19 protein-coding genes are annotated in these 23,838 nt (G+C 69.2%); 13 read left to right on the top strand and 6 right to left on the bottom strand.

Going from position 1 to position 23,838, the window contains the following annotated elements:
- Positions 1 to 13 precede the first annotated feature (13 nt).
- Positions 14 to 856, bottom strand: coding sequence for a UbiA family prenyltransferase (locus C8258_RS19595; protein WP_158271284.1), 843 nt, complete (start codon positions 854 to 856; stop codon positions 14 to 16).
- A 507-nt stretch (positions 857 to 1,363) separates the two neighbouring features.
- Here C8258_RS19595 and C8258_RS19590 point away from each other — a divergent pair.
- From C8258_RS19590 to C8258_RS19555, 8 genes are read left to right on the top strand one after another with little or no spacing between them, the layout of a single operon-like run.
- Positions 1,364 to 2,551, top strand: coding sequence for an acyl-CoA dehydrogenase family protein (locus C8258_RS19590; RefSeq protein ID WP_158271283.1), 1,188 nt, complete (start codon positions 1,364 to 1,366; stop codon positions 2,549 to 2,551).
- Positions 2,548 to 3,699 carry an SDR family oxidoreductase gene (locus C8258_RS19585; RefSeq protein WP_106956422.1) on the top strand — a complete coding sequence of 384 codons (1,152 nt, stop codon included), beginning with the start codon at positions 2,548 to 2,550 and terminating at the stop codon, positions 3,697 to 3,699. Before C8258_RS19590 ends, C8258_RS19585 begins: the two co-directional genes overlap by 4 nt.
- A complete protein-coding gene (locus C8258_RS19580; protein WP_106956421.1) occupies positions 3,696 to 4,694 on the top strand; it encodes an NAD(P)-dependent oxidoreductase in 999 nt (332 codons plus the stop codon). The genes C8258_RS19585 and C8258_RS19580 overlap by 4 nt, the downstream gene beginning before the upstream one ends.
- Positions 4,691 to 6,163: a PEP-utilizing enzyme gene (locus tag C8258_RS19575; RefSeq protein ID WP_106956420.1), complete on the top strand. Its 1,473-nt coding sequence runs from the start codon at positions 4,691 to 4,693 to the stop codon at positions 6,161 to 6,163. Before C8258_RS19580 ends, C8258_RS19575 begins: the two co-directional genes overlap by 4 nt.
- Positions 6,153 to 6,464: an acyl carrier protein gene (locus C8258_RS19570; RefSeq protein WP_157163521.1), complete on the top strand. Its 312-nt coding sequence runs from the start codon at positions 6,153 to 6,155 to the stop codon at positions 6,462 to 6,464. The genes C8258_RS19575 and C8258_RS19570 overlap by 11 nt, the downstream gene beginning before the upstream one ends.
- Positions 6,461 to 8,182 carry an AMP-binding protein gene (locus C8258_RS19565; protein WP_106956419.1) on the top strand — a complete coding sequence of 574 codons (1,722 nt, stop codon included), beginning with the start codon at positions 6,461 to 6,463 and terminating at the stop codon, positions 8,180 to 8,182. Before C8258_RS19570 ends, C8258_RS19565 begins: the two co-directional genes overlap by 4 nt.
- Entirely contained in the window at positions 8,163 to 9,911 is a 1,749-nt protein-coding gene (locus C8258_RS19560) for a PEP/pyruvate-binding domain-containing protein (protein ID WP_106956418.1), read from the top strand. Before C8258_RS19565 ends, C8258_RS19560 begins: the two co-directional genes overlap by 20 nt.
- Positions 9,908 to 10,468 (top strand): hypothetical protein, encoded by a 561-nt coding sequence (locus C8258_RS19555; protein ID WP_106956417.1) that lies wholly within the window; start codon positions 9,908 to 9,910, stop codon positions 10,466 to 10,468. The genes C8258_RS19560 and C8258_RS19555 overlap by 4 nt, the downstream gene beginning before the upstream one ends.
- A gap of 12 nt (positions 10,469 to 10,480) precedes the next feature.
- On the opposite strand, the gene C8258_RS19550 is transcribed toward C8258_RS19555, so the two are convergent.
- Complete coding sequence (locus tag C8258_RS19550) at positions 10,481 to 12,700, bottom strand: LuxR C-terminal-related transcriptional regulator (protein WP_106956416.1); 2,220 nt, start codon at positions 12,698 to 12,700, stop codon at positions 10,481 to 10,483.
- Positions 12,701 to 13,016: 316 nt separating this feature from the next.
- Here C8258_RS19550 and C8258_RS19545 point away from each other — a divergent pair, with 316 nt between their 5' ends.
- Genes C8258_RS19545 through C8258_RS19535 form a run of 3 tightly spaced genes read left to right on the top strand, consistent with a single transcriptional unit; the run spans position 13,017 to position 15,171 of the window.
- Positions 13,017 to 13,748, top strand: a complete 732-nt coding sequence (locus C8258_RS19545; protein WP_063007893.1) for an ABC transporter ATP-binding protein — start codon at positions 13,017 to 13,019, stop codon at positions 13,746 to 13,748.
- Entirely contained in the window at positions 13,745 to 14,530 is a 786-nt protein-coding gene (locus C8258_RS19540) for an ABC transporter permease (protein WP_106956415.1), read from the top strand. The genes C8258_RS19545 and C8258_RS19540 overlap by 4 nt, the downstream gene beginning before the upstream one ends.
- Before the next feature lie 17 nt (positions 14,531 to 14,547).
- Entirely contained in the window at positions 14,548 to 15,171 is a 624-nt protein-coding gene (locus C8258_RS19535; RefSeq protein WP_233225196.1) for a TetR/AcrR family transcriptional regulator, read from the top strand.
- A 24-nt stretch (positions 15,172 to 15,195) separates the two neighbouring features.
- Here C8258_RS19535 and C8258_RS19530 read toward each other — a convergent pair whose 3' ends face one another.
- Genes C8258_RS19530 through C8258_RS19520 form a run of 3 tightly spaced genes read right to left on the bottom strand, consistent with a single transcriptional unit; the run spans position 15,196 to position 18,138 of the window.
- Positions 15,196 to 15,417: a Trm112 family protein gene (locus tag C8258_RS19530; protein ID WP_036500728.1), complete on the bottom strand. Its 222-nt coding sequence runs from the start codon at positions 15,415 to 15,417 to the stop codon at positions 15,196 to 15,198.
- Positions 15,418 to 15,427: 10 nt separating this feature from the next.
- The gene (locus C8258_RS19525; protein WP_369974778.1) at positions 15,428 to 15,919 is read right to left on the bottom strand and encodes a GtrA family protein; all 492 of its coding nucleotides are present in this window, start codon (positions 15,917 to 15,919) and stop codon (positions 15,428 to 15,430) included.
- Positions 15,916 to 18,138, bottom strand: a complete 2,223-nt coding sequence (locus C8258_RS19520) for a hypothetical protein (protein WP_106956455.1) — start codon at positions 18,136 to 18,138, stop codon at positions 15,916 to 15,918. The genes C8258_RS19525 and C8258_RS19520 overlap by 4 nt, the downstream gene beginning before the upstream one ends.
- A gap of 396 nt (positions 18,139 to 18,534) precedes the next feature.
- Between C8258_RS19520 and C8258_RS19515 the strand changes: the two genes are divergently transcribed.
- A complete protein-coding gene (locus tag C8258_RS19515; protein WP_106956454.1) occupies positions 18,535 to 19,557 on the top strand; it encodes a glycosyltransferase in 1,023 nt (340 codons plus the stop codon).
- A complete protein-coding gene (gene rffA / locus C8258_RS19510) occupies positions 19,547 to 20,683 on the top strand; it encodes a dTDP-4-amino-4,6-dideoxygalactose transaminase (protein WP_106956413.1) in 1,137 nt (378 codons plus the stop codon). Before C8258_RS19515 ends, rffA begins: the two co-directional genes overlap by 11 nt.
- A gap of 87 nt (positions 20,684 to 20,770) precedes the next feature.
- Here the strand turns inward: rffA and C8258_RS19505 are convergent, their stop codons facing one another.
- Entirely contained in the window at positions 20,771 to 23,722 is a 2,952-nt protein-coding gene (locus C8258_RS19505) for an AMP-binding protein (protein ID WP_106956412.1), read from the bottom strand.
- Between the last annotated feature and the right edge of the window lie 116 nt (positions 23,723 to 23,838).

Raw genomic sequence — 23,838 nt, 5'->3', positions numbered from 1 at the left:
ATGAGAGCGGCGCCTAGCGGGCCGCGAAGGCGAAGGCGGCGACGACGACTGTCGTCCACCCGACCAGAAGGGTATGCAGCGGAGCGAGTTTCGAGCAGGCGCGCAGCACGGCCACTCCCTCGTCGACCGGCTTCCCGCGCACCGCCCGCGCGGTCCGGGCCATGAACCGCACCGCGAACAGGCACGCCGCCAGGTACGGCACCAACCCCCAGACCGGGCCGGCCAGGACCACGATCGACGCGGTGACGACGATCGCTCCGAGCGACAGCATCGCCACCCCGAGCCCGACCGCGCGGGTCAGTCCGAGCGTCCGGACGTAGGTCATCACCGAATACAGTTCGTCCTCGGGGAAGTCCTCGGCGTGGCTGATGACGATGATGCCGATATTGGTGAGGCTGAAGCCGCAGATCGCGGCGATCGCCGCCCACGACAGCGGCCCCTCGAACGCGCGCAGCACGAACAACCCCGGCAGGACGAAGTACACGGCGTGCAGCACCGGCAGCTGCCAGATGCCGCGGCCGTTGAGGTGCAGCGGCGGCAGCGAGTAGCCCATGCCCAGCACCGCCCACAGACCGCCGATGAGCAGCAGGTCCAGATGCCCGGTGCGGTAGGTCAGCCAGCTCTCCGCGACTCCCACGATCAGTATGGCGATCACGATCTGGCGGATCACCCGGCCGACGCCCAGGCCGTAGACGGCACGGGACAGCCTGGTCTTGTAGATCGCGTCCATCCGGCGGTCGGCGAGGCAGTTGGCCATATTGCCGATCTGAATGGAGACCACCACGACGATGGTCGCGAGCAGCATGTCCAGTGACAGCAATTCGCGCATCGTCCGAGCCATGAGAAGGGCCGGCACCAAAGGAACCGTCACCGTCAACGGTAGAAATTCGACGCGTCGAATAATGAGGCTGTAACGCAGCCAGGATTGCACCGAGAGTTTCTCGGGCGGTGCCGAGCCATCGGCGGTGAATATCTCCGTCCATTGCGCAGCGAGGCTGACTCGATTATCCGTCATTGTGCATTTCTCCCCTATAGCAAGATATTGTCAGGCGGTCGCGAGCCTCGGATATTTCGCCTGAAAACCCTGTCGGACAGGCAGTTTCGGGACGATCTACGGGAGGGGCGGCGGCGACGAGGCCGACTCGTTGCGCACGACGGTGGCGCTCGGACAAGATTGGCACAGCGCTCTCGCAAAAGTCAACGGATCCAATTGTTGACGGTTTCGAGGGAAATGTGTCACGCTGACTTCACACTGTTCATGTGTGAATTCGACTCCCCATCCGCCGATACCGGAAAGGCTGCGCAGTCGCGGCCTCGAGGTGTGGGAAAAATTCGGCATTCGATCCGGAGGGAACGGATATCAATGACCCTCGAAACAGCACTACCCACGGCCGGCGATCTGGGCCGGATCGTGCAGGACGCCCTGGACTCGGTACAGGCCGACCCCGCCCTCGTCCGGTTTCCGCGACAGCTGCTGGAATCCCTCGGCAAGGCCGGGGTACTGCGCAGCCGCTGGTCGGCGGCCGCGGCGCCCGGCACCGACGCCGGCGACGTGGTCTTCGGCGTGCGCCTGGGCGCGGAGCTGTCGAGCCGGGCGCCCGCGGGAGTCGCCATCGGCGTATCCCTGCACACCGAAACCGTGCTCTCGCTGCTCCACCGCTTCGGTCACTCGGATTACCTTGTGGCACTGCGTGAACAGGCGTTGGACGGTACCGCGGTCGGCTGCATCGCCGCCAGCGAACCCACCGGCGGCAGCGACCTCTCGGCCGTCACCTGCCTGGCGACCCCGACCGAGCACGGCTGGTCGGTCACCGGTCGCAAGAAGTTCGTATCCCTGGGCGCGGTCGCGGATTTCGCCGTCGTGCTGTGCCGGATCGCGGCCCCCGACGGCCGGCCCACCGATCGCCACGCGACGATCGTGGTGCCGATGACCGCGGCCCGGATCCTCCGCGAGCACGACAAACTGGGCACGCACGCGCTCGATACCGTGGCCGTGGAGTTCGACGGCGTCGAGGTGGATCGGCAGGCGACGCTGGGCCGGGCCGGGCTGGGCGTGCTCAATCTGAACTACGGATTGTCCTTCGAGCGGCTGGCGATCGCGGCCCAGGTCGCCGGCGGATGCGCGACGGCGATCAGCCTGGCGGTCGAACATGCCGGGCGCCGTACGCAATTCGGTAAGCGGCTGCGCGAGCACCAGTACATCGCCTTCCGGCTGGCCGAGCTGTCGGCCGAGGTCGAGGTGCTCTCGGGCGCGGTCGAGACGCTCGCCCGCGACCTCATGGCCGGCCCGCTCGACCGCGCGCTGATCAGCCGGATCGCCGCGGTCAAACTGTGCGCGGCGCGAGCCGGTGAACGCTTGATCAGCGAAGCGATGCAAGTGTTCGGCGGCCCGGGCTACCTCCCGCGGGAGACGCCGTTCGGCCAGTTCTGGAACGACATTCGCGTCGCACGCATCGGTGCGGGAACCGACGAAATGATGCTGGCGATCATCACCGACTCCCTGCACGGCAACCCCGACCTCTACGACCGGCTGGTGAGCATCTCCTCATGACCCTCGCGACATCCGACACCACACCCGCCCACCCCCTCACCGCGCCGCGCCTGCTGATCGCCGGTATGACCGGACAGGTCGGGCGGGGCCTGGCCGAGGCCCTGACCGACAACCCCGACCCGGCCGGCACGACGGCCGTCGTGCGCCGCCGTACGCGGGCCGATCTCGACCGCGCCGTCGTGCCGCAGCACCAGGTGATCGGCGACGTGGCCGAAAACCTGTGGGGCCTGGACTGTTCGGCGTTGCCCGAGGTCGACGTCGTGGTCGACCTCGCCGGCATCGTCGACTGGACGGCCGGGCAGGCGGCGCTGGACCGGATCAACTACCTCGGTGCGCTCAACGGTCTCGCGCTGGCCCGCGAGCTGAGCGATCGACTCGGCCGTGTCGTTCCGTACCTGTATGTGAGCACCGCGTACGTGGCAGGCACCGCCTCCGGCAATATCGCCGAGGATCTGCACCCCGCGCATCCGGACCGCACGCCCTACGAACTGAGCAAATGGTTCGCCGAACAGCATCTGGTCCGCCGCGCCGCCGCCGACGGCCACCCGGTGCTGATCGCCCGCATCGGCGGCGTGATCGGCAGCTCCCGCACCCGATCGACCACGCGGTGGAGTTCGCTGTATCAACTCGTCACGCCGATGTCGTCGGGCCAGTTGCCGGTCCTGCCGGTGCGGCCGGAGGCCCGCGTGGACATCCTGCCGCGCGACGTGATCGGCGAGGGCCTGGTGCGGTTGCTCGACCACGGCGCCGCCACCGATTACGCGTCGTGGCGCGGCGGGGCGATCGTCCACCTGGTCGCCGGTGAAACCGCGCCGACCCTGGCGGCACTGCTGACGGTGTTGCAGTCCAAGGACATCACCGGCCGCTACGACCCGCCGCGACTGCTCGTCACTCCCGACCGCGCGCTGCGGCTGGCGGAGAACCTGGCGTTGAAATACGCGCGCTGGAATCGGGAGATGGGCAATCGGCTGTTCGGGCTCCGGTACGTCGCCATCGACCGGATCTTCGAACGCACCCGGTTGCGGGCCCTGACCGACGGCTGGGCGCCCACCTACTCGGTGGAGGACCTCATCGACGTGGCCTTCGACCTCGCCCCGCCGGTGGCTCCCGAGCCGCTGCCCGAACTCCCGCTGGGACGATTCGCATGAAAATACTGGTCGCCGGTGCCTCCGGCTATCTGGGAAGTACCGTCTCGAGACTGCTCGACGCCGACGGCCACGAGGTCGTCGCACTGAGCCGCAGCGGCCGGACCCGCTACGGAACCGGCGTCGCGGGCGATGTGAATTCGCCCGGATTCGGCTCGACCGACGAGGCCCTCGACGCCTTGGCCGACATCGACGCGGTGGTCTGCGCATTCGGTTCGGTGGATATGGGTTCGGATCCGACGGGCGTGGTGAACCTCCACGTCAACGGCACACGAAACGTCCTCGATCTGGCCGCGTCGATCGGATCGGTCCGCCGCGTCGTGTACGTCTCGTCGATCCTCGCGCTCGGCCGCGCCACCGGTCCGATCACCAATCGCGATCTCAGTCGTGGTCAAACCTTCCGCAACTGGTACGAATACGCCAAATACCGCGGGGAGCTGATCGCGCGCCGCGAACGCCGCGTTCCGGTGACCGTGCTCCGGCTGGGCACCCTGCTCGGGCCCGCCTCCGCCGAACTGATCCCCCGCCGCGGTGGTCCGGTGTCGGTCCTTCCGCATCTGCTCAGCGGGTTACCGGTGACGCTGCACGACTGCGGCCGGTATCCGGTCTACGCGGCCGATGTCGAGGTGGCCGCGCGAGTGGTGCGAGATATCACCGTCAGCGACGAACACCGCAGTGGCTGTACCTATTTCGATCCGGAGCGGCCGACGCTGGCCGACGTGCTCGAGCGCCTGTGCCGCCCGTGGCAGGTGGTGCCGAAGATCGTCGACGCCACCGGACCCGCGTGGCCGCGCCGCCTGCTGACCCGCCGCTTCGGGCTCGAGGAGGACGTCGTCGACTACGCCCGGCCGCTGTTCGATTTCGATCCGGGCATCTTCGACACCCTCCCGACCACGGACATCGGGTCGGCGAGCGACTACATCGCCGAAACCGGAGTGGCACTGCGCAATTCGAGTCTGCCGAGCCGCAGCCTCGACGCCCTGGGAGCAGCACAATGAGCATTTCACACTGTCGGGTCGACACCTATCCCCATCCGGAGCTGCGGGTGTACTCGGCCGGAAATTTCGGGGAGATCGCACCGCAACGGCTGTCTCCGATGTCCTGGTCGCTGGTCGGCAGGCCGATGGAATGGGGCACCCGGCAGTTCGTCCGAGACATCCTCGGCCCGCAGCGCTGGGCGACCGGCTCGGACTACGTGTTCACCGGCTACTTCAATTGCCGTCCGTACCACAACCTCACGGCCTACTGCCGCATCGCCGACCAGGTGAATCTGCTGACCCCCGAGGACGTCACCGCCGCGTACTTCGAGGGCATCGATCCGCCCCGGCCCAGCTCCGGCCGCCGGCCGGGTCGCCTGCGCCGCAATGGCGCCACCGCGCGGATGCTGCGCGAGCTGGTCGAACTGCGGCCGCGCGTGATCGAGCTGGAACAGGCGGTGTTCGAATTCGAACAGGACGCCGACGCCGTCCTCGGCGACGAGTCCGTCTGGCGCCTGGGCGAACTGGCGGCCCGCGGCGACGCACTGCTGGAGCGGGCCTGGCATCTGCACATCATCAGCACATCGGGGGCGGTCGCGGCGGAGGTGTTGCAGCGCACCGTGGTCGGCCGGCTCGCACGCGGCGGCAACCTGATCACCAACTGGCTCAAGGAACCCGCCGAATTGCCGTGGGGCCGCATCGGTCAGCTGGCACCCCTCGCCGACGGGCCCGCACGCTTCGTCCAGCACCCGTTCTACGAGATCGCCGACACCGACCTGCCCTGGTCCGACTATGTGATCCCACCCATGAACCACACCCCGGCCGCCACCCGGGAGGAGTCCGATCTGTCGCCGCGGGAGGCGCTGATCGGCATGTCCGGAGCGGCGCGCGGCCGGGCCATCGACGCCTCGGTGCTGTTCCTGGGCGACGTGATGGCCTTGCGGGAGCACAGTAAATCGCTGGCGATGCGGTTGCTGCACGCACACCGGCGGTTCGTGCCCGTGATCGCCGCCCATCGGGGCGTGGCCGCCGCGGACTGGCCCTACCTCGCGATGCGCGAACTGCGCGACGCCCTCCCGGACCGCGCCGAGATAGAGCGGCGCCGCACCGCCTGTGAGGACGCCCTCGCGGTGGCGATGCCGGATTATCTGGATCTGTCGCCGGGCGCGCCCGCACACCATCAGCCGCACCGCACCCCGCATGGGGCCGCGGCGGGCGTCTGCGACGGGATCGCCATCGGGCTCGGGGACATGCCCACCGAACGGGGGGCGGTGCTGGCCTGCGAGAGCGCCGACGCCAACGTCATTCCGATCCTGCCGTTCGTCGGCGCGGTGGTGACCGCCCGCGGCAGTCAGTACTCACACATCGCGATCATCTGCCGGGAACTCGGGATCCCGGCCGTGGTGTCGCATCCGCTGGCCACTGAAATCAAACCGGGACAGCGGGTGTACGTGAACGGAGATACGGGAGAGGTGCGAATTGTCCACTGATAACCAGACTTTCGATCCGGTGGCCGATCCGGAGGCGGTGCTGACGGTCCTCGAAGACAAGATCGCGGTCGGCCGGCCCCGGCTGGACCTGCGGCTCACCGATTCGGTCCGCGACGACATCGACCTCGACTCGCTGTCGCTGATGGAGGCGCTGACCCGGGTCGAGGAGGAGTACGGCATCGAACTCATCGACCACGAGGACATCTACGGCGTCGAGACCGTCGGCGACCTGGTCGCGCTGATCCAGCGCACCTATCACGATCGGTACCCGAACGACCCCGCGTCCCGGGAGGCGCGGTGAGATCACTCGTCGACTGGATCACCGAACGCGACAACGACGGCACGGTCCGCTTCTACACCGGACACGAGTGGGAGAGCCTGGGCTACGACTCGATGGCCACCGAGGCCCTGAATGTGGCGGCCGCCCTGCGCGAACGCGGAATCGGGCGCGGCGACCGGGTGGCGCTGGTCCTGCCGACCTGCCCCGAATTTCCCCGATACTTCTTCGGTGTCATGGCGATCGGCGCGATACCCACCGTCGTCGCCCCGATCGGGCTGCCCGAGGGTGGCCGGGCCGGGCACCTGTCGCGGTTGCGCGCACTGGCCCCGGCGGCCGTGGTCGCCGGGCCGGAGACGCTCGCCGGCCTGACCGAGGCCGGAGCGGACCGGCCCCGCCATCTCATCGATGCCGAGGAGCCGATACCGGCGGCCGACAGGGTCGCGCTGTGCCCGGCGACCGACGACGAGACCGCGATCATCCAATTCACCTCGGGTTCCAGCAGTCTGCCGCGAGCGGTCCGGATCAGCGCACGCGCCGCCATCGCCCACGTGGAAATGCTGAAATCGGTATTCCACGACAGCACGGGGCATTCCACCCAGACCTTCGGATCCTGGCTGCCGTTGCATCACGACATGGGGCTGATCGGCACCTTCCTGTCGCCGATCCTCTACTCCCAGGACGCGTGGCTGATGCGTCCGGAGCATTTCGTCCGGCGCCCGCTGACCTGGCTCGAACTGTTCGGCCGCCACGGGGCGAACCATTCCGCCATACCGAATTTCGCGATCGAGCGCATCGTGCGGCTGGTGGGGTCCACGGCCCTGGCGGGCATGGACTTCTCCGAGTGGCGGTCGCTGATCGTGGGCTCGGATCGCATCAATTTCGCCGCGCTGCGCAGCTTCTACGAGCTGCTGGCGCCGTTCGGGCTGCCCGCCCGGACCGTCAAACCGGGATACGGGATGGCGGAGACCACGCTCGCGGTGTCGGTCTGCCCGCTGCCGGACGTGCCGACCGCGCTGGACATCGATCACCGGACCCTGTCCGATCAGGCCCAGGTCGAGGTGCTCGGGCAGCGGGACCTGCTCGATGCCGAGCCGGTGCCCGACGGCGCGACCTGCATCGTGTCGTGCGGGCGGGCCCTGCCGGGTGCGCACATCGAGGTCGTCGACTCCGATCGTGTCGTGCTGCCCGACGGCCAGGTCGGCGAGATCACCGTGGCCTCACCGGCATTGTTCAGCGGCTATCTCGACGAGGACGACACCGTCCCCGTGGTGCATTACACCGGCGATCTGGGCTTCCGCTATCAGGACGAGGTCTACGTGCTGGGCCGGATGGGCAACGCGATCAAGGTGAACGGCACGTTCATCACCGCAGAGGACGTCGAACTCGCTCTCGCCGAACGGCTTCGGGTCCATCACGACAAGATCACCGTGGTGCTGCGTGATCTCGAGATGGCGGGTAAACCCTCGAGCCTGGTGGTCTTCCAGCAGCGGGTGCCCGCCGAGGCCGTCGAGACGACGCTGTCGGTACTGCGGCGGTCGGGGCTCGACGCGGCCACCGCGGCCCTGGTCACCATGGCGCCCTTGGCGATTCCGAGGACCACGAGCGGAAAACCGCGGCGCGTCGAGCTGTGGAACGATCTGGCGACCGGAATCAGTGCGGCCCGTCACCTGTTCGTCGGCGCCGCCTCACCCCTGCTGCGCCTCACCCTGGGAGCCGGTCATGAGCCACCCGGGCATTGAGCGTTTCGAGACCCCGCAGATCTCGCGAGCCCTGTTCGGCGGCAAAGGATTCTTCCTCACCAAGTTGGCCGAGATGAATTATCCGGTACCGCCTTTCCGGATCCTGCCTGGTGAACGCCTGCGGCAGACCGGCGGCCCGCTCGACGAGATCGCGCAACTGATCCGGGAATTGCGGAGGGAAGCGGCCGCGACCATGGCGGCCGACCGCGCCACCGTGGCCTTCGCCGTGCGATCGAGCGCGCCGGTGAGTATGCCCGGCATGATGGACACCCTGCTGTGTATCGGTCTGACACCGGAGAACGTGCCGGCGCTGGCCGAGCGGCTCGGCGGGCAGGAATCCGCATGGCGCGCAGTGGCTTCCGGTGCCCGTGCGCTGTGTGTGCACGTCGCGGGTGTGCCGGAGGCGGAACTACCCACCGGAGCGCCCGAGCGGATCCATCCCGAGCTGATCGACATCTACGAACAGCGCACCGGGGCGCGATTCCCGCTCGATCCCGCGGCGCAGGTGAAGGCGGCCGTGGATGCGGTGGCCGCCTCGTGGAACAACCGCCGGGCACGGGAATACCGTGCCGCACATGGCATTTCGGAATCAGACCGGCCGTCCGTGGTCGTGCAGGCGATGGCGTACGGGACCGCGGCCACCGCCAGCGGCAGCGGTGTCGTCTTCAGCCACGATCCCCTCACCGGGATGCGCGGACTGCACGGGGAATATCTGCCCGTGGCAACGGGGGAATCCCTGGTCGGCGGCACCGCGACACCGGTGAACATCGAGGTGCTCGCCGATTCCGCGCCGGGCGCCTACGGTGAGCTCGCCGCCACGGTGGACGAACTGTTCTGCTGGTTGACGTTGATCGTCGAGGTCGAATTCGTCGTCGAATCCGGGAAGCTGTGGCTGGTGCAGGTGCGCCCGGCGGTGGCCGCCGATCGGGTCCACAACACGGTCACCGTCGACGCGTGGCGGGCGGGGCTGCTGGATCGCCCGGCCGCCCTGCGACGGCTGCGGCCGGCAGCGCTGTTCGACCAAGCGTCCCCGCATGCCGCCGCCGGTCACGCGCCGTTGCTCGCCCGCGGAATCGCCGCGTCGACCGGTGTGGCGTCGGGCCGGCTGGCCCGCGACACCGCGGCCGTGCTCGCCGCGGCCGGTGCGCCGACGGTGCTGCTGCGGCCGTCCACCGAGCCCGAGGACTTCGCGGGCATGCTGCACGCGACCGCCGTGGTGACCCAGGAAGGCGGGTCCGGTTCGCACGCGGCGGTCGTGGCGCGCGAACTCGGAAAGCCGGCGGTGGTCGGTGCCCGGTTCGTCGATCCAGAGTGGCCGGCGCGGGCCGGCGGCGAACTGGTCACGGTCTGCGGGACCACGGGCCGGATCTGGCACGGGCTGGTTCCGGCCGTCGAGGGGCACCCGCCGCCGTGGCCGTCGGATCTGATCGGGGAACCGCTGCGCACGACCGTGGTCGACTCACCCGACGACCTGCCGTCCGTGGAGACGGACGGCGCGGGCCGCGGTCTCGTCGTCACCGCCGACCCCGACCTCGCCTGCCGCGCGGCGGCCGGCTCGCCGATCGCCTTCGTCTGCGGCGCCGGTCCGGCCGAGCGGCCGTGGCTGGCGGAGCTGCCCGACATCCCGTTGCGCTACGTGGTGGTCAACTCACCCGTGCAGCGACGCTTCGTCTGCACCCTGCTGGCGATCCGAGAAACCCTGTCCCCCAGATCGGAGACGCGACGATGACCACCGCCGACGATGCGCTCGTGGTGATACCCCGGCGCACCCGAGTCCTGCACACCCTGCGGGTCGCCGGGTGGCTGGCCGCCGACCACTTCGGTGCGGACGCACCGCTGACCGACGCGACACTGTTCACACAGGTCCCGACACCGCGCGGTGACATGATCACGCTCACCCCGGCGGGAGAACACGCGGCCGAGGTGGAGCTGGGCGCCGTCTGCCGCCACCTGTCCCCTGCCGGGCGGGACCACATCGCCGCCCTGCTCGATCGGTTCGAACAGGCCGATCCGCGAATCAAGAACGCGGTGACGGCATTTCAGCGCGATCGCGGAACGGTGACCGCGCGCGCAGTGCTCGAACTGCACCGCGAGGTCGCCGAGCTGCTCACCGCGATCGGCGACGCCCTCCCGCTGTGGGACGAGTACCCGGCACGGTTCGCGACCGTGGTGGCGCTCATCGAGTCCGGCGATCTCGACAGTGTCGCCTCGCCGTTGCGGGACAGCTACCACACGGTGTGGCATCTGCTCCATCGTGATCTGCGACTGGTGGCCGACTGCCCGTAGCCGGGCCGGCTACTACGGCGAGTCGGCGGCCACCGCGTGATCGTCGCCCTGCACGACCAGCGCGACGTGCAGGCGGGAGCGGCAATCCAGCTTCTGCATGATCTGGCGGATGTGGTTGACCACGGTCCATTCCGAGAGGTTCAGCCGCTTGGCGATCATGCGGTTGGTCATTCCGGTCGCCACCAACTCGGCGATCTCGCGCTGGCGGGCGGTCAGCACATCCAGCCGGGAGTCCGCCGGTTCGAGGGTGGCCGGTGCCGACAGCGAATACGCGGCGGCATCGGCCACCGTCCAGTGGTTCACCTGCGCGGCGATCTCCCGGAACCGCTCCGGCCCCAGCATCGTCCGAAGGCGATGAACCGAGCCGGGCACATCCTCCGGATCGAGCTGCGGAATGCTGTGCCGGGCGCGCAACCGCCGCGCCGCCAGCCACAATCGTGCCGAATGCTCGTGGTGGGCGGTCCCGGCCCGGTCGTAGACCCGGGCACAGCCTTCGATCGCGATCACGGCCGACACCACTTGGTCGGCGAGGCCCTCGTCCGCGAGCACTTCGCGGTAGACCGCCAGCGATCGGTCCGGTGCCGGTCCGCCGATCTGGCTGCGCGCCAGCGCATTCAGTGCCGACAGGCGAATCGATCCGGCGCAACGCCGGATCCGTGCCGCCACCTCGTCCCAGCCCTCGGCGCGAGCCGAAAGGCCGGCCAGGGCTTCGGTGATCCACATCCAGTCGGCGAACCGTTCCGACAGCCGGCCCGCGAATCGCGACGACAGCGTCAGGCAGTGCTGTGCCGATTCCGCGTCACCCAGGGCGCACAGCGCGGCGGCGAGCGGCACTCCGGTCCGGGCGGCCCGGAATTCGTCGCCGGCCTCGCGGTAGGCCTGTCCCGCCGCGGTCAGCATGCGCATCGCCCGATGCAACCGGTCGGTGCGTAATGCCCACAGCCCCAGCAATTCCCGGCACAGCGCCGCCGACACCCCGGCGAGCGGCTCGGTGCGCGGCGCCAGCAGTCCGGACAGCACCGTCTCCAGCTCGCGCACCCGGCCGTGCTGCGACCACACCGGATCCAGCAGCGCGATCGTCTCGATCGCGCGTTCGGCCTGCCCCACCGCGATCAGCTGGTTGATCGTCGTGAGCAGGCTGTCCGGTGCCGCCCGCCGGTTCGTGCGAGGTCCGGCGACGAGCACGCGCTCGGCGAACTCCGTGCGCAACCGGGCCGCTCGCGCGGGGTCGGCCGCGTCGACCCGGCGGCAGTAGCTGCGCACCGTGGCACCCACCCGGCAACTGCCGATATCCGTTCCGGATTCGACCCGGTGGATCAGTCCGCGCTCGAACAGCACATCGAGTGCCGCGGTGGTGCGACCGCGATCCAGCACACTCACCCGGTAGGCGAGCTCGATATCGAAGGGCGTCTCGAACAGTGACAGCCGCAGCAGCAGGTCGACCACGTGCGCGTCGAGATCCCCGATCGTCCACTCGACCGCATCGTGCATGGTCCGGTGCCGGGTCGGGGCCGAGCCCAGCGCCGGGGACTGCAGATCCACACCCGCCTTGATCCGCCGCAGCGCACGCGCCGGGCCGACCCGCGCGATCTCGGCGGCGGCTAGCTCCAGCGCCAACGGGACACCGTCGAGTTCCCGCACGATCTCGTCGAGCACCAGACGATCGGCCAGGGAGTGCATCCGCCGGTAGTGGCTGTCGATACTCGCCAGCAGCAATCGCGAGGCCGGCGAGGATCCCGGATCGTAATTCAGCAGACCGGTATCGACCGCCAGCGGCCGCACCAGGACCACGTACTCCTGCGGCAGGCGCAGCGCCTCACGGCTGGTTACCACGATCCGCACCTGCGGACACCGGTCGAGCAACTGTCCTACGTGGGGTGCCAGTTCCCGGGCGACGGGATCGCAATTGTCCAGCAGGACGATTCGCGCCTCGGCGCCGATCACCGCCGCGAGCTCGGAGAACGCGGACGCCACCTGCCGCGGCTCGACCGTCACGGTACCGGGCGCGGCGTCCAGGAACCCGATCAGCCGGTCGCGAAATTCACTGTACCACAGCACTTCTCGCGCCAATCGTGACTTTCCGACGCCGGCCCGGCCGGTCAGGGTCAGCAATCGGATCGACTGTTCACCGAGGAGCCTGCGGAGGGTGTCGACGTCGTCGCCACGCCCGACGAAGGCGGGGCCGGACGGTGCGGCAGAGCCGGGTGGGGAAAGCGGGTGTTCGTGCCTCATGCGCCAATCACTTTCACACTGCGCCCCGATGGCGATCGAGAGAATCGATCAGGCCGTGCCGCGCTGCACCATTCGTCGCGCGAATCCAACTCCCCGAATGTCGACGAATACGACGTGATCCCGGATAACGATACCAACCCGAGGCCGCTCACGAGCGGTATCGAACCGGTCACGATCATCTGCCCGGACCGTGATCGACAGATCCGGTCCGCCGCGAGGCTTGCGCCGCGCCCGCACCGGGGGGCAGAATTCAACACACAATGAATTCAACGCTCGGTGAATAATCTCGCCGGTCGTACGAGCTGAGAGGTGGACCGTGGCGAACTCCGATTCGTCCCCGGCGATCACCGTCGAGCACCTGCGGGTGCGGCGCGGGGGACATGAAGTGCTGCACGATATTTCGCTGACCGTTCCGGCGGGCAGCATCACCGGTCTGCTCGGCCCCTCCGGCTGCGGTAAGACCACACTGATGCGCAGCATCGTCGGCACCCAGCTGATCCAGGCCGGCAGTGTGCGGGTACTCGGCGAGGAGGCCGGCAGCCGTGGTCTGCGGTCCCGCATCGGATACGTCACGCAGGCGCCGAGCATCTACGACGACCTCAGCGTGGTGGAGAACGTCTCCTATTTCGCGGCGCTCTACGGCCGCGACACGAAGGCGGTGCACGCGGCGATCGACCAGGTCGGCATGACCCCGCACGGCCGGCATCGGGGCAATCAACTCTCCGGCGGACAGCGGACCCGGGTGTCGCTGGCGTGTGCGCTGGTCGCCGATCCGGAACTGCTGGTCCTCGACGAGCCGACCGTGGGGCTGGATCCGGTGCTGCGGGCCGAGCTGTGGAAGCAGTTCCACGAACTCGCCGGTCAGGGCCGCACACTCGTGGTGTCGAGTCATGTCATGGACGAGGCCGAGCACTGCGACCAGCTACTGCTCATGCGCGACGGCCACCTCTTGGCTCAGCTCACCCCCGACAAACTGCGCGCCGACACCGGCGAAACCAGCTTGGAGAACGCATTTCTCGCCCTCATCACGATGGGACAGCCGCGATGACAACGACATTCGCCCCGCCGTCACGCCGGCCGCTGCGCTGCTACACCGCGACCTCGGCGCGCATCCTGCGTCAGCTGCGCGCGGACCGGCGCACCGTCGCCATGCTGCTGCTGGTGCCGACACTGCTCATGACACTGCTGTATTTCGTCTATCACGAGACGCCGACGATGCCCGGCGTGCCGTCGCTGTTCGACCGCGTCGGGATCAGCATGCTGGGCATCCTGCCCTTCATCGTGATGTTCCTGATCACCGCGATCGCCATGCAGCGCGAGCGGACCTCGGGCACGCTGGAGCGGCTGATGACGACGCCGTTGTCGAAACTGGATCTGCTGGGCGGGTACGGCACCGCGTTCTCCGTCGCCGCGGCGGCGCAGGCGGGCCTGGCGTGTCTGGTCTCCTTCTGGTTGCTGGGATTACAGGCCGCCGGCAGCGCCTGGCTCGTGCTGCTGATCGCCGTGGTCGACGCGGTGCTGGGCGTGGCGCTGGGGCTGCTGGCCAGCGCCTTCGCGCGCACCGAATTCCAGGCCGTGCAGTTCATGCCGCTGGTGGTGGGCCCACAGTTCTTCCTCTGCGGCCTGTTGGTCCCGCGCGATCAACTGCCACGCTGGCTGGAGATCATCAGCGACGTGCTGCCGCTCAGCTATGCGGTCGACGCGCTGCAGGAGGTCTCCCGGCACCCGGGCGCGACCGCCGCGATGTGGCGAGATCTGGGCATCGTCGCCGCATTCGCCGCTGTCGCACTGGCTTTGGGCGCCGCCACCCTCCGCCGGCGCACGGCATGAGCGGTCGGGCGCACGACGTGAGCGATGTGACCGATCGGGTGGGCGGGCGCAGCGGGCGGCGAGCCGGCGAATCGGGTACGCGGGAGGCGATTCTGGACGCGGCGCGCACCCGCTTCGCCGAAGTCGGATTCGACAAGGCGTCGATCCGCTCGATCGCGGGCGCGGCGGGAGTCGATCCCGCACTGGTGCATCACTACTTCGGCACCAAACAGCAATTGTTCTCCGCCACACTGAATCTGCCGATCGATCCGGAGATGATCCGCGGGCCGATCCGGGCCGCCGAACTCGACCGGCTGGGCGAGACCGTGGTCCGGACCGTGGTCGGCGCGTGGGATTCCTCGGTGGGCGAGCACGCGGTCGCGGCTTTCCGGGGCATCCTCGCGGGCGGGGACGCCGCGCTCGCGCGCAGCTTCCTGCTGGAGGTCGCGCTGAAAGACGTTCGGGAGAAGGTGGATTCGCCACCGGGCACCGGCACCACGCGAGTGGTCCTCGCCGTATCGCAGATGGTCGGCCTGCTGGTCGCGCGCATGATTCTGCAGGTCGAACCCGTGGCATCGATGCCGCTGGACGAGCTGGCCGCGACAGTCGGGCCGACGATCCAGCGTTATCTGACGGGCGAATTGCCCGTCGCCGGCGGCTAGCCCGCACACCGCCGGCCGGCGGACTCAGCCCTGCGCGGTGAAGGCCTCGTGCTCGGCGTCGCCGACCGCACGGGCCTCGTCGACCAGCAGCACCGGAATACCGTTGTCGACCGGGTAGGCGCGGCGCAGGCGCGGGTTGTAGAGCACGCTGTTGCCGTCCGCGTCGCGGACCAGCGACAACGGCCCCTTGTCCTCCGGACAGGCCAGCAGGCTCAACAACGTCGGGTCCAGGGTTTGCTCCGCCATATCGGACAACCTACCCGCCCGCCTGATCCGCGGGCCGCGCCGCCCGCCGGAACGAGATGTGCCGATGCCCGAAGAAGCTGAGCACCGCCACCAGACCCATCACCACGACCGTCGCGGGAGTCTCCGGCAGGTCGAACACCCCGACCGCCAGCTGCACTCCGGCCATGTTCAATATCAGTCCGCCCGAGTTCACGGCGACGAATCGCACGAAGTCGGCGACCAGGTGACCGCGCACCCGGAAGACCAGGGTGCGATGGGCGAAGAAGGCGAACACGATGCTGATCGAGTAGGCCAGCGCCACCGCCACCGCGGGCGGCCAGCCGCCGGGCAGCACCTTCAGCCACATCACCGTCAGCACCATGCCCAGCAGCGTGTTGGCCGCGCCGACCGCGGCGAAGGCGATCTCCTGGCGGCGGATCAGTCGCAGCAGCAGACCCGGCGGCGGGGTGCCGGGCTCCCCCGCCACCCGCGCCGCGGCCGTTCCGTCCGCGCCAACGCTCACGACACCACGTCCGCGGCTTCCTGCTTTACCGGTTCGCCGGATTCGCCGGGACGCCGCCGGGAACGCAGGTACAGCCACTGCATCACCGCCAGCAGCACCAGGCCGCCGGCCGCGGCGGCGACACCGATACGCCACCCCGGCGGCTCCCAGGAGACCTCCAGCGTGGCATCGTGGGTTCCGGCCGGAATATCCACGGCGACAATCGATTTCGCGACCTCACGAATTGGCAGCTCATGCCCGTCGAGGGTGGCGCGATAGCCGGGCCAGTTCAGCCGCGCGAGGACCACACGCCCGCCGTCGGGTGAGCTCACACGTACCCGGCTGGTGCGGTCCGTTTCCGACAGCGAGCTCGCCCGCACGTCGTGGGCGTCGGCGATGCGGCCGTTCTGCGTGGAAACCAGGCCCTGCTCACGCTCGAGCACCCAGATGTAGCGTTCGTGGCCCGGATGGTCGACCCACTTCCAGCCCGGCGGGGCGGGCTGATTGCCCAGCTCCGGGTACATGGCCCGCTGCAGGACGACCCGGTCGAGTTTCATCAGGTCCACCGGGGCGACCCCGGTGGACGGCTCGGGGGTGAACAGCCGCCGGAACGAGTCCGGACAGACGCTGGAATCCCAGCGCATGCACAGCATCTCGCCGAACCAGTAGTGCCCGTTGGGTGTGTAACCGTTGACGTAGTTGCGATGCACGTCCTTGGCGAAGTTGCCGAACACCAGCGATCCGTAGGCGCCCTGCAGGCTCTTGTCCTGCGGCTGCAGCAGTCCCCGGTCGCCGAGCTGGATGGTGACGCCGTCGAAGGCCGGGAAGGCTGCCTCCGCCTCGGAGCGGTGCACGGGCAGATTCCAGCCCATCGGCGTCGGCTGCACCAGATACACCTGCAGGTAGGCGATCGGGAGCATGGCGACGACGGTCGCCAGCGCGGCCGCCCCGCTTCCGCGCTTCGCCCACAACCACACCACGCCGGCACCGACCGCAGCGACCCCGAGCGCGGAGAGTACATGCCACCAGATGTGGTGCGGGTCGGCGGAAAACGTTCGCACCCAGAGCAATCCGATCAGCACCGCCGCCGCCACCGCGCGCGAGCGCCAGTCGCGCACCGTGCCGAACCGGCCCAGCAGCACGCAGACCAGGATCAGCAGGCCGACCGCCACCATCGGCAGCACTCGCGCGGGCCAGCGCAGCGGGCCGACCGTCCCCGGCCCCGCCGTCCACATCAGGAACATGATCGCGAACAGCGCCACCGAGATCAGTTCCCGCCACACCTGGCGCGCGCGATTCCAGTCGACGAATGCCAGCGCCGGAATCAGGAACCACGCGATATAGGTGACCGGCAGCGGCTGCACATACCCCCACCACGAGGTGAACGCCGGCATCGCCGACGGCAAGCTGGCGTTCAGCGATTCCGACCACGGCACCGTCAGGAACCGGTCGTTGTTGATCTGGGAGTTGCCCCGCCAGCTCACCGTCGCGGACAGCATGCTCGGCAGATACGTCATCAAACCGGCCATACCGGCCGCGGCGGCGACCACCGCCACGCGCAGCACCGGCCGCCAGGCGCGTTGGACGACGAACTCTCCCACCGCGACGGCCACCAGCATCAGCGCCGCCTCGACGGCCGGAAAGACGTATTCGACCGAAATCGCCAGATACAGGAAGACGAACAACGGAATCGGCCCGTAACCGCGGGTGCCGCCGTAGCGCGACCGGTCACCGGCCGGGCCGCGGGCATAACGCACGGCACTGGCCCAGGCGTGCAGCATCCAGGCTGTGCCGGTCAACGCGGTGACCCAGCTGGCCTCGTCGAAGAACAGGAACCAGCCCGAGAGCGGAAATGCGATGCCCGCCACGGCAGCCCACGACGCGCGACTGCCGTAGACCAGGCAGACCCGGTACACGCCGAGTGCGGCGATGATCGAGAAGATCAGCTTGACGACCGTGGCCAGCAGCGCGAGGTTGTCCACCGAGGGTGCGATCAGATCGATCAGCAGCTGCGGCGGATTGAACAGGCCCGCCTCTTCCATCGTGTAGTTCCCGGTCATCCACTGTTCGGGCACCATCAGCGGCAGATGGCCCTCGCGCAGATGCCGGCCGAGCATCACCCACAGCGGGGTGTACTGGGATTCGGTGTCGTCGGTGTAGAAGTGCCGCGCGTTGGCGAGCAGCACCGCGATATAACCGGCAATTACCCCGAGTGCGGTGATCGCTCCCCATCGGAACACGATCCGCCGCGGATGCCCCGCGCCACTCTCCTCGGGCCGGGGAGCGGCAGGCCGCCCATCATCGACGGCGACATCGCGCCGATCCTCCCCGGGCTCCGCGAGCGCCGTCGTCGACACTGCACTTTCCACCACGATTGACAGACCCTACCCGCCCGCGTGCTCGCGGGCACCGCACCCGCAATCGCCGCCCGCTCGCGGAGCCGAAGCCGGTGACCAGCAGCGTGTTAGAGTTCACCCCGATTCGGGCTCTGGATACAGCCGAGGAGTTCCGGTGCGCACCGTCATCGAAAGTCGAACCAGCTGATGCCGATTCCGTCCGCAACCGCACAATCCCCTGCCGCCGGGCAGGCTCCGACACCGGATGTTCACCTCCCGGTCACCGGCGGCGGCGAGCGGGTGCATGCGGTCTCGGTGGTGATCCCCGTGTATCGCGGGGAGCAGACCATCGCCGGACTGGTCGCCGAACTGCACGAATTGTCGCAGTCCTCGGTGACGCCGGAGGGCAACCGTTTCGCGGTCGAGGAGATCGTGCTGGTCCACGACCACGGCCCCGACCGTTCCGACGTCGTGCTGCAGCGGCTGGCCGCCGAATTGCCGCAGGTGCGGGTCATCTGGCTGAGTCGCAACTTCGGTCAGGACGCGGCCACCATCGCCGGGATGGCCGCCGCGCGCGGCGAGTGGATCGTCACGATGGACGAGGACGGACAGCACGATCCGGGATTCATCGGCGCCTTCCTCGACACCGCGCTCGCCCAGCGCGCGGATCTGGTCTATTCGAAGCCGACCAACACCCGCCCGCACGGCTTACTGCGCAACCTCACCTCGCGCGGCGCCAAGGTGGTGCTGGCGACGGTCTTCGCCTTCCCCGATTCCACCCGCTTCGAAAGTTACCGGCTGATCCGCGGCGACATCGGCCGCCAGCTGGCCGAGGTCGCCTCCAACGGGGTGTATCTGGACGTGGCGCTGACCTGGGTGGTGGACAACACCGCGCAGGCGCCGGTGGTGCTGCGCGCGGAGGGCCGCGAAGAGTCCGGTTACAACTACCGCCGGCTGTTCTCGCTGTTCTGGAAGATGGTGCTGTGCAGCGGAACTCGCGGCCTGCGCCTGGTGAGCATGCTGGGCGTGACCCTGGCCGCCGGTGGTGCCGTGATGGCCGCGGTGGTTATCTGGAACGCCCTGTTCGGCAGCGGTCACGATCCCGAGGGCTGGGCCTCGATCATCGTGGTGCTGCTGCTGGTCTCGGGTGCGATCCTGTTCTCACTCGGCCTGATCGCGGAGTATCTGGGTGTGGCGTTGCATGTGCTGGTGGGCAAACCGCTGTATCTGACGGTAGATTCCCCGACACCGCGTCCGCACGCCGAGGCGCGGGTTCCGACCACGGCCGCAGCAATCGGGGGACACGATCCGGGTGAGCACTGACCGCATCCTCTTCAGCCGTCCCTACCGCGCCCAGGCCGAGCTGACGAATCTGGCCGCCGTCCTGGCCTCCGACCATAGCCACGGCGACGGGCCGTTCACCGCGGCGGCGACGGCGAAATTGCGCGCCATCACCGGCGCTCCGCACGCCCTGCTGACCACCTCGTGCACCCACGCGCTGGAGATGGCCGGGCTGCTGCTCGAACTGGGTCCCGACGACGAGGTGATCGTCCCCAGTTTCGCCTTCACCTCCACCGCCACCGCGGTCGCGATGCGCGGGGCCACCTGCGTCTTCGCCGATATCGACGAGCGCGGCAACCTCGATCCGGAGTCGGTGGCCGCGGCGGTCACCGAACGCACCAAGGCGATCGTGGTCATCCACTACGGCGGCGTCGGCGCCGATATGGACCGGCTGCTCGAGATCTCCGAGGCGCACGGCCTGGCCATCGTCGAGGACACCGCGCACGGCCTCGGCGGCCGGTGGCGCGGGCGGCCGCTGGGCACGATCGGCACCGTGGGCGCACTCAGCTTCCACGACACCAAGAACGTGCACTGCGGTGAGGGCGGGGCCATCCTGCTCACCGACGAGATCCTCATGGGACGCGCCGAGATCATCCGCGAGAAGGGCACCGACCGGGCCCGGTTCCTGCGCGGGGCGGTCGACAAGTACTCCTGGCAGGACATCGGATCGAGTTATCTTCCCAGCGAGTTGAATGCCGCGGTGCTCGATGCGCAGCTGGCCGAATTCGACCGGATCCAGGTCGGGCGCCTGCGGGTGTGGAACGCCTACGCCGCCGCGCTGCCGGAGTGGGCCGCGCGTAACGACGTGCGGCTGATGCAGGTCCCGGACGATCGCGAGCACACCGCGCATCTGTACTACCTGCGCACCCCGACCGAGGACGCCCGCGACGCGTTGATCGGTTACCTTCGCGAACAAGGCATTTCGGCCCCGTTCCACTACGTGCCGCTGCACTCCAGCCCGGCCGGGCAGAAACTCGGCCGCACCACGGTTCCCTGCCCGCGCACCGACGACTTCTCGGCGACCCTGCTGCGGCTGCCGCTGTGGCCGGATCTGAGCGATCAGCAGGTCACGCGCGTGATCGAGACGGTCACCGCGTTCACCGTGTGAGCGGGCGCGGGGACCACTCGCGAAAACGGCACCGGACCGGCCGAACCGGGCGCTGCGTACGCCGGTTCCGCCGCAACCTCCTGGCCCCTACCCCAGCAGAGCGGCCGCGACCTCCGGGGTGAGCACCTCGTAGCCTTCCGATTCCCGGTTGTAGTACCAGGTGTTCTCGTTCGGTTCGAGGCGCAGCGCCGATCGCACCGCGTGGGTGGCGGGACGGAAGCTGGAACTGCGCGGGATTTCGTCGACCACCTGCACGAGGTCGGGTCGCTGGGCGGGGTCGAGGGGGCGCAGGCCCTCGGTGACGTCGGCAGGTTCGAGGTGGTGGCCCGCGCGCACGCTCACGACGGCGACCGCGAGCGTCGTGCTCGGGGTGCGGCGGCCGAACGCGACCTCCATGTCGACGGCCGTGATGTCGTTGAGCGCATCCACGATCGGCTGGGTGTAGACCGGCCCGCGCGCGGTCGCGATGACGGTGTCGCGGCGGTCCATCAGCCAGTAGTCGCCGTCGCTGTCGCGGCGGAACAGATTCTCCGTCGGCATCCAGGCATCCCCGGCGGTGAAGACTCCGCGCAGGCCGCCGCGGGAGATGTCGACGCTGTCGGCGGCCCGCCCGATCAGCAGGCCCACTTCGTTGTCGGCGGCACGGCGCGCGAAACCCCGTGCGTCGGTGACGATCTGCTCGGCGATCGGATCGTAGGAGATCAGCTCCACCTTCGCCGTGCCCGGCACCGGGCGGCCCTTGCAGCCGATCTTCACGCCCGCCACGTTGGCGAGCACTACGTCGCCCTCGATCGAGGCGTAGAACTCCAGCACCCGCGCGGGCGCGAACCGCTCGGTGGTGCGCCGCCACAGACCGGCCGGCATGCCGGAGCCGATGAACAGCCGGATCGGATGCGAATGGCCGGCGGGGAAGGTTTCCACGTCGAGGATGTCGCGCAGCATGGTCCAGGTGTAGGTGACCACGGTGACCCCGTAGCGGTGCACCTCCGCGGCGAAGCTGGGCGGATCCAGCGATCGGGCCAGCGCGATCCGGCTGCCACCGGCCACCGCGCCGCCCAAACTGACCAGCAGTCCCGACGAATGATGCAGCGGCGCAAGGCAATACACCGTATCGCGGCGGTCGAGGTCGGCTGCCGAGGCGGTGCCGAAGGCCGACAGCGCCCACCGATGGTTGGTGATGTATTTCAGGTCGAGTTTGTCGCCGGTACCGGTGACCAGGATGAACGCCAGCTCGCGCGCCACCCCCGGATCGGGGCGGAACCAGCCCGGCAGGGCCACCGCCGCCGGGTCGACCTGCTCCAGGTCGAGCACATCGGCGCCGTCCGGAATGTCGAGCGTGCGGGCATTGCCGCCGCCGAGCACCAGGACCCGGGTTCCGGCGGCGGCCGCGGCCTCCAGATTCTCCGGGTCGGCCACGATCACCGTGGTTCCGGTCGATTCGACCGCCCGCGCGGTATCGCCGCCGGGCGCCAGCAGCACCGCCACCGCCCCGATCCGCGAGAGCGCCGCGACCGAGGCCAGCGCACTCGGCCGGGTTTCCATCAGCACTCCGACGCGGGTGCCGGGGCGCACGCCGGCCGAGATCAGCCCGCGCACCACATTGTCGATGCGGGCGCCGACCGCGGCGTGGGTGTGCACCCGGTCGTCGAAGAGGAACAGCTCGCGCATCGGCGCGCTGCGCTGTTGTTCGGCGAGCAGGCGGCCCAGCGAGATCCGGGTGTGCGGCTGGATCATGCCGAGCCGGGTCAGCCGGGGCAGCGCCCGGGCGGCCTCCCCCGTCAGCTCCTTCGATCCGCGCAGCGCGTTTCCGGCCAGGCTGCCGAACGCCGCGCCGATTCCGGCGCCGGCTTCGGCCAGGGTGGCCGCGGTGTGCACGACGCGAGTGGCGGCGGTGGACTGGCGGTCGGCGGCGACGTGCTCGTGCATGGGCGCGATCTGTTCGGGCAGTTCGGCGTGCCCGCTCAGCCAGTTCACCCAGTCACGCACCAGCGGCCAGGTCTGGTTGGTGGCGGTACTGCCCGCCACGAGACCGAAATGCCCGGCCACCAGGGTGGCCTCGTAGACCTCGGCATTGGGCGCCGCGCGCACGATGCCGCGCACCGCCGCCGGCTGGCCGATGTCGTCGACCTCCCCGACGAAGGCGAGGATGGGGCATTTCACCTCGGCCAGCGAGATCGGCTGATCACGAATGACGAAGCCGCCGGACATCATCCGGTTGTGCGCGACGAACTGCTTGAGCAGATCGGCGGCCGCCGGTCCGGAATAGCCCACCCAGCCGTCGTGTTCGAGGAAGCGGCGCTGACGTTCCTTGGGCAGCAACGCCTCTCGGTCGTGCAGCTGGCGCAGGAAGTCGATCCGGGCCTTCGCCGTCTTCACCGGATCGAGCAACTGGAAGCCGACGCGCACCATGGCATCGGTGATCGGCAGCCGGGTCAGGACGTGGTCGGCGACGAAATCGGCGACCTCCGACACCAGCCCGTAGGGCAGCCCGAACGGCAGGCCCGCCACGATGTCGACCGGGCTGCCGAAGGTGACGATGCTCTGCACGCCCTTGCCGTAGCGGAACGCGGTGGCCTGGTAGGCGAACATGCCGCCCTGCGAGTACCCCATCAGGTGCACGCCGCGGCCGGTCAGTTCGTTGACGGTGTCGATCGCGCTGGACAGGGCGAGGACATGGTCGGCCAGATCGCGCTGCCAGCCACCTTCCTCGGTGGCCGGAGAGCCGAAATCAATTACCCAGCAATCGATTCCGGCGCGATGCAGGATGCCGACGGCGCCGCCCTCGGCGTTGACGTCGTAGATGTCGGCATTGACCATCAGTGGCGGCACCAGCAGCGCGACGGGCCGGTCCGCGGCCGGATCGTCGGGGAAGTAGTGGCGCAGCCGGTACATCCGCTTGCGCTCGGTGACCTCGAAGGGCGAGGACTCCACATCGTGGGCGAGGCCGCCGAAACGGATGACCTCGAGACCGTTCTGCGCGGTCGCCATCAACCGCCGCGCCGGCCCCGTCAGGGTTCTCGTATCGAATTTCACAACCACTCCCAGCCCTTGTGCCCTGCGCTCACACCTTCACGCCCCCTGCGTGCGGGTCGAGCCTGCCACATCGACAGCCTACTGCGGGCCTGGTGTGATCGGTCCCATCCGCGATCACAGGT

Origin of the sequence: Nocardia sp. MDA0666 (genome assembly GCF_003023875.1) — a bacterium.
In the GTDB taxonomy this organism is placed as follows: domain Bacteria; phylum Actinomycetota; class Actinomycetes; order Mycobacteriales; family Mycobacteriaceae; genus Nocardia; species Nocardia aobensis.
This window is presented reverse-complemented; position numbering and strand designations above follow the sequence as displayed.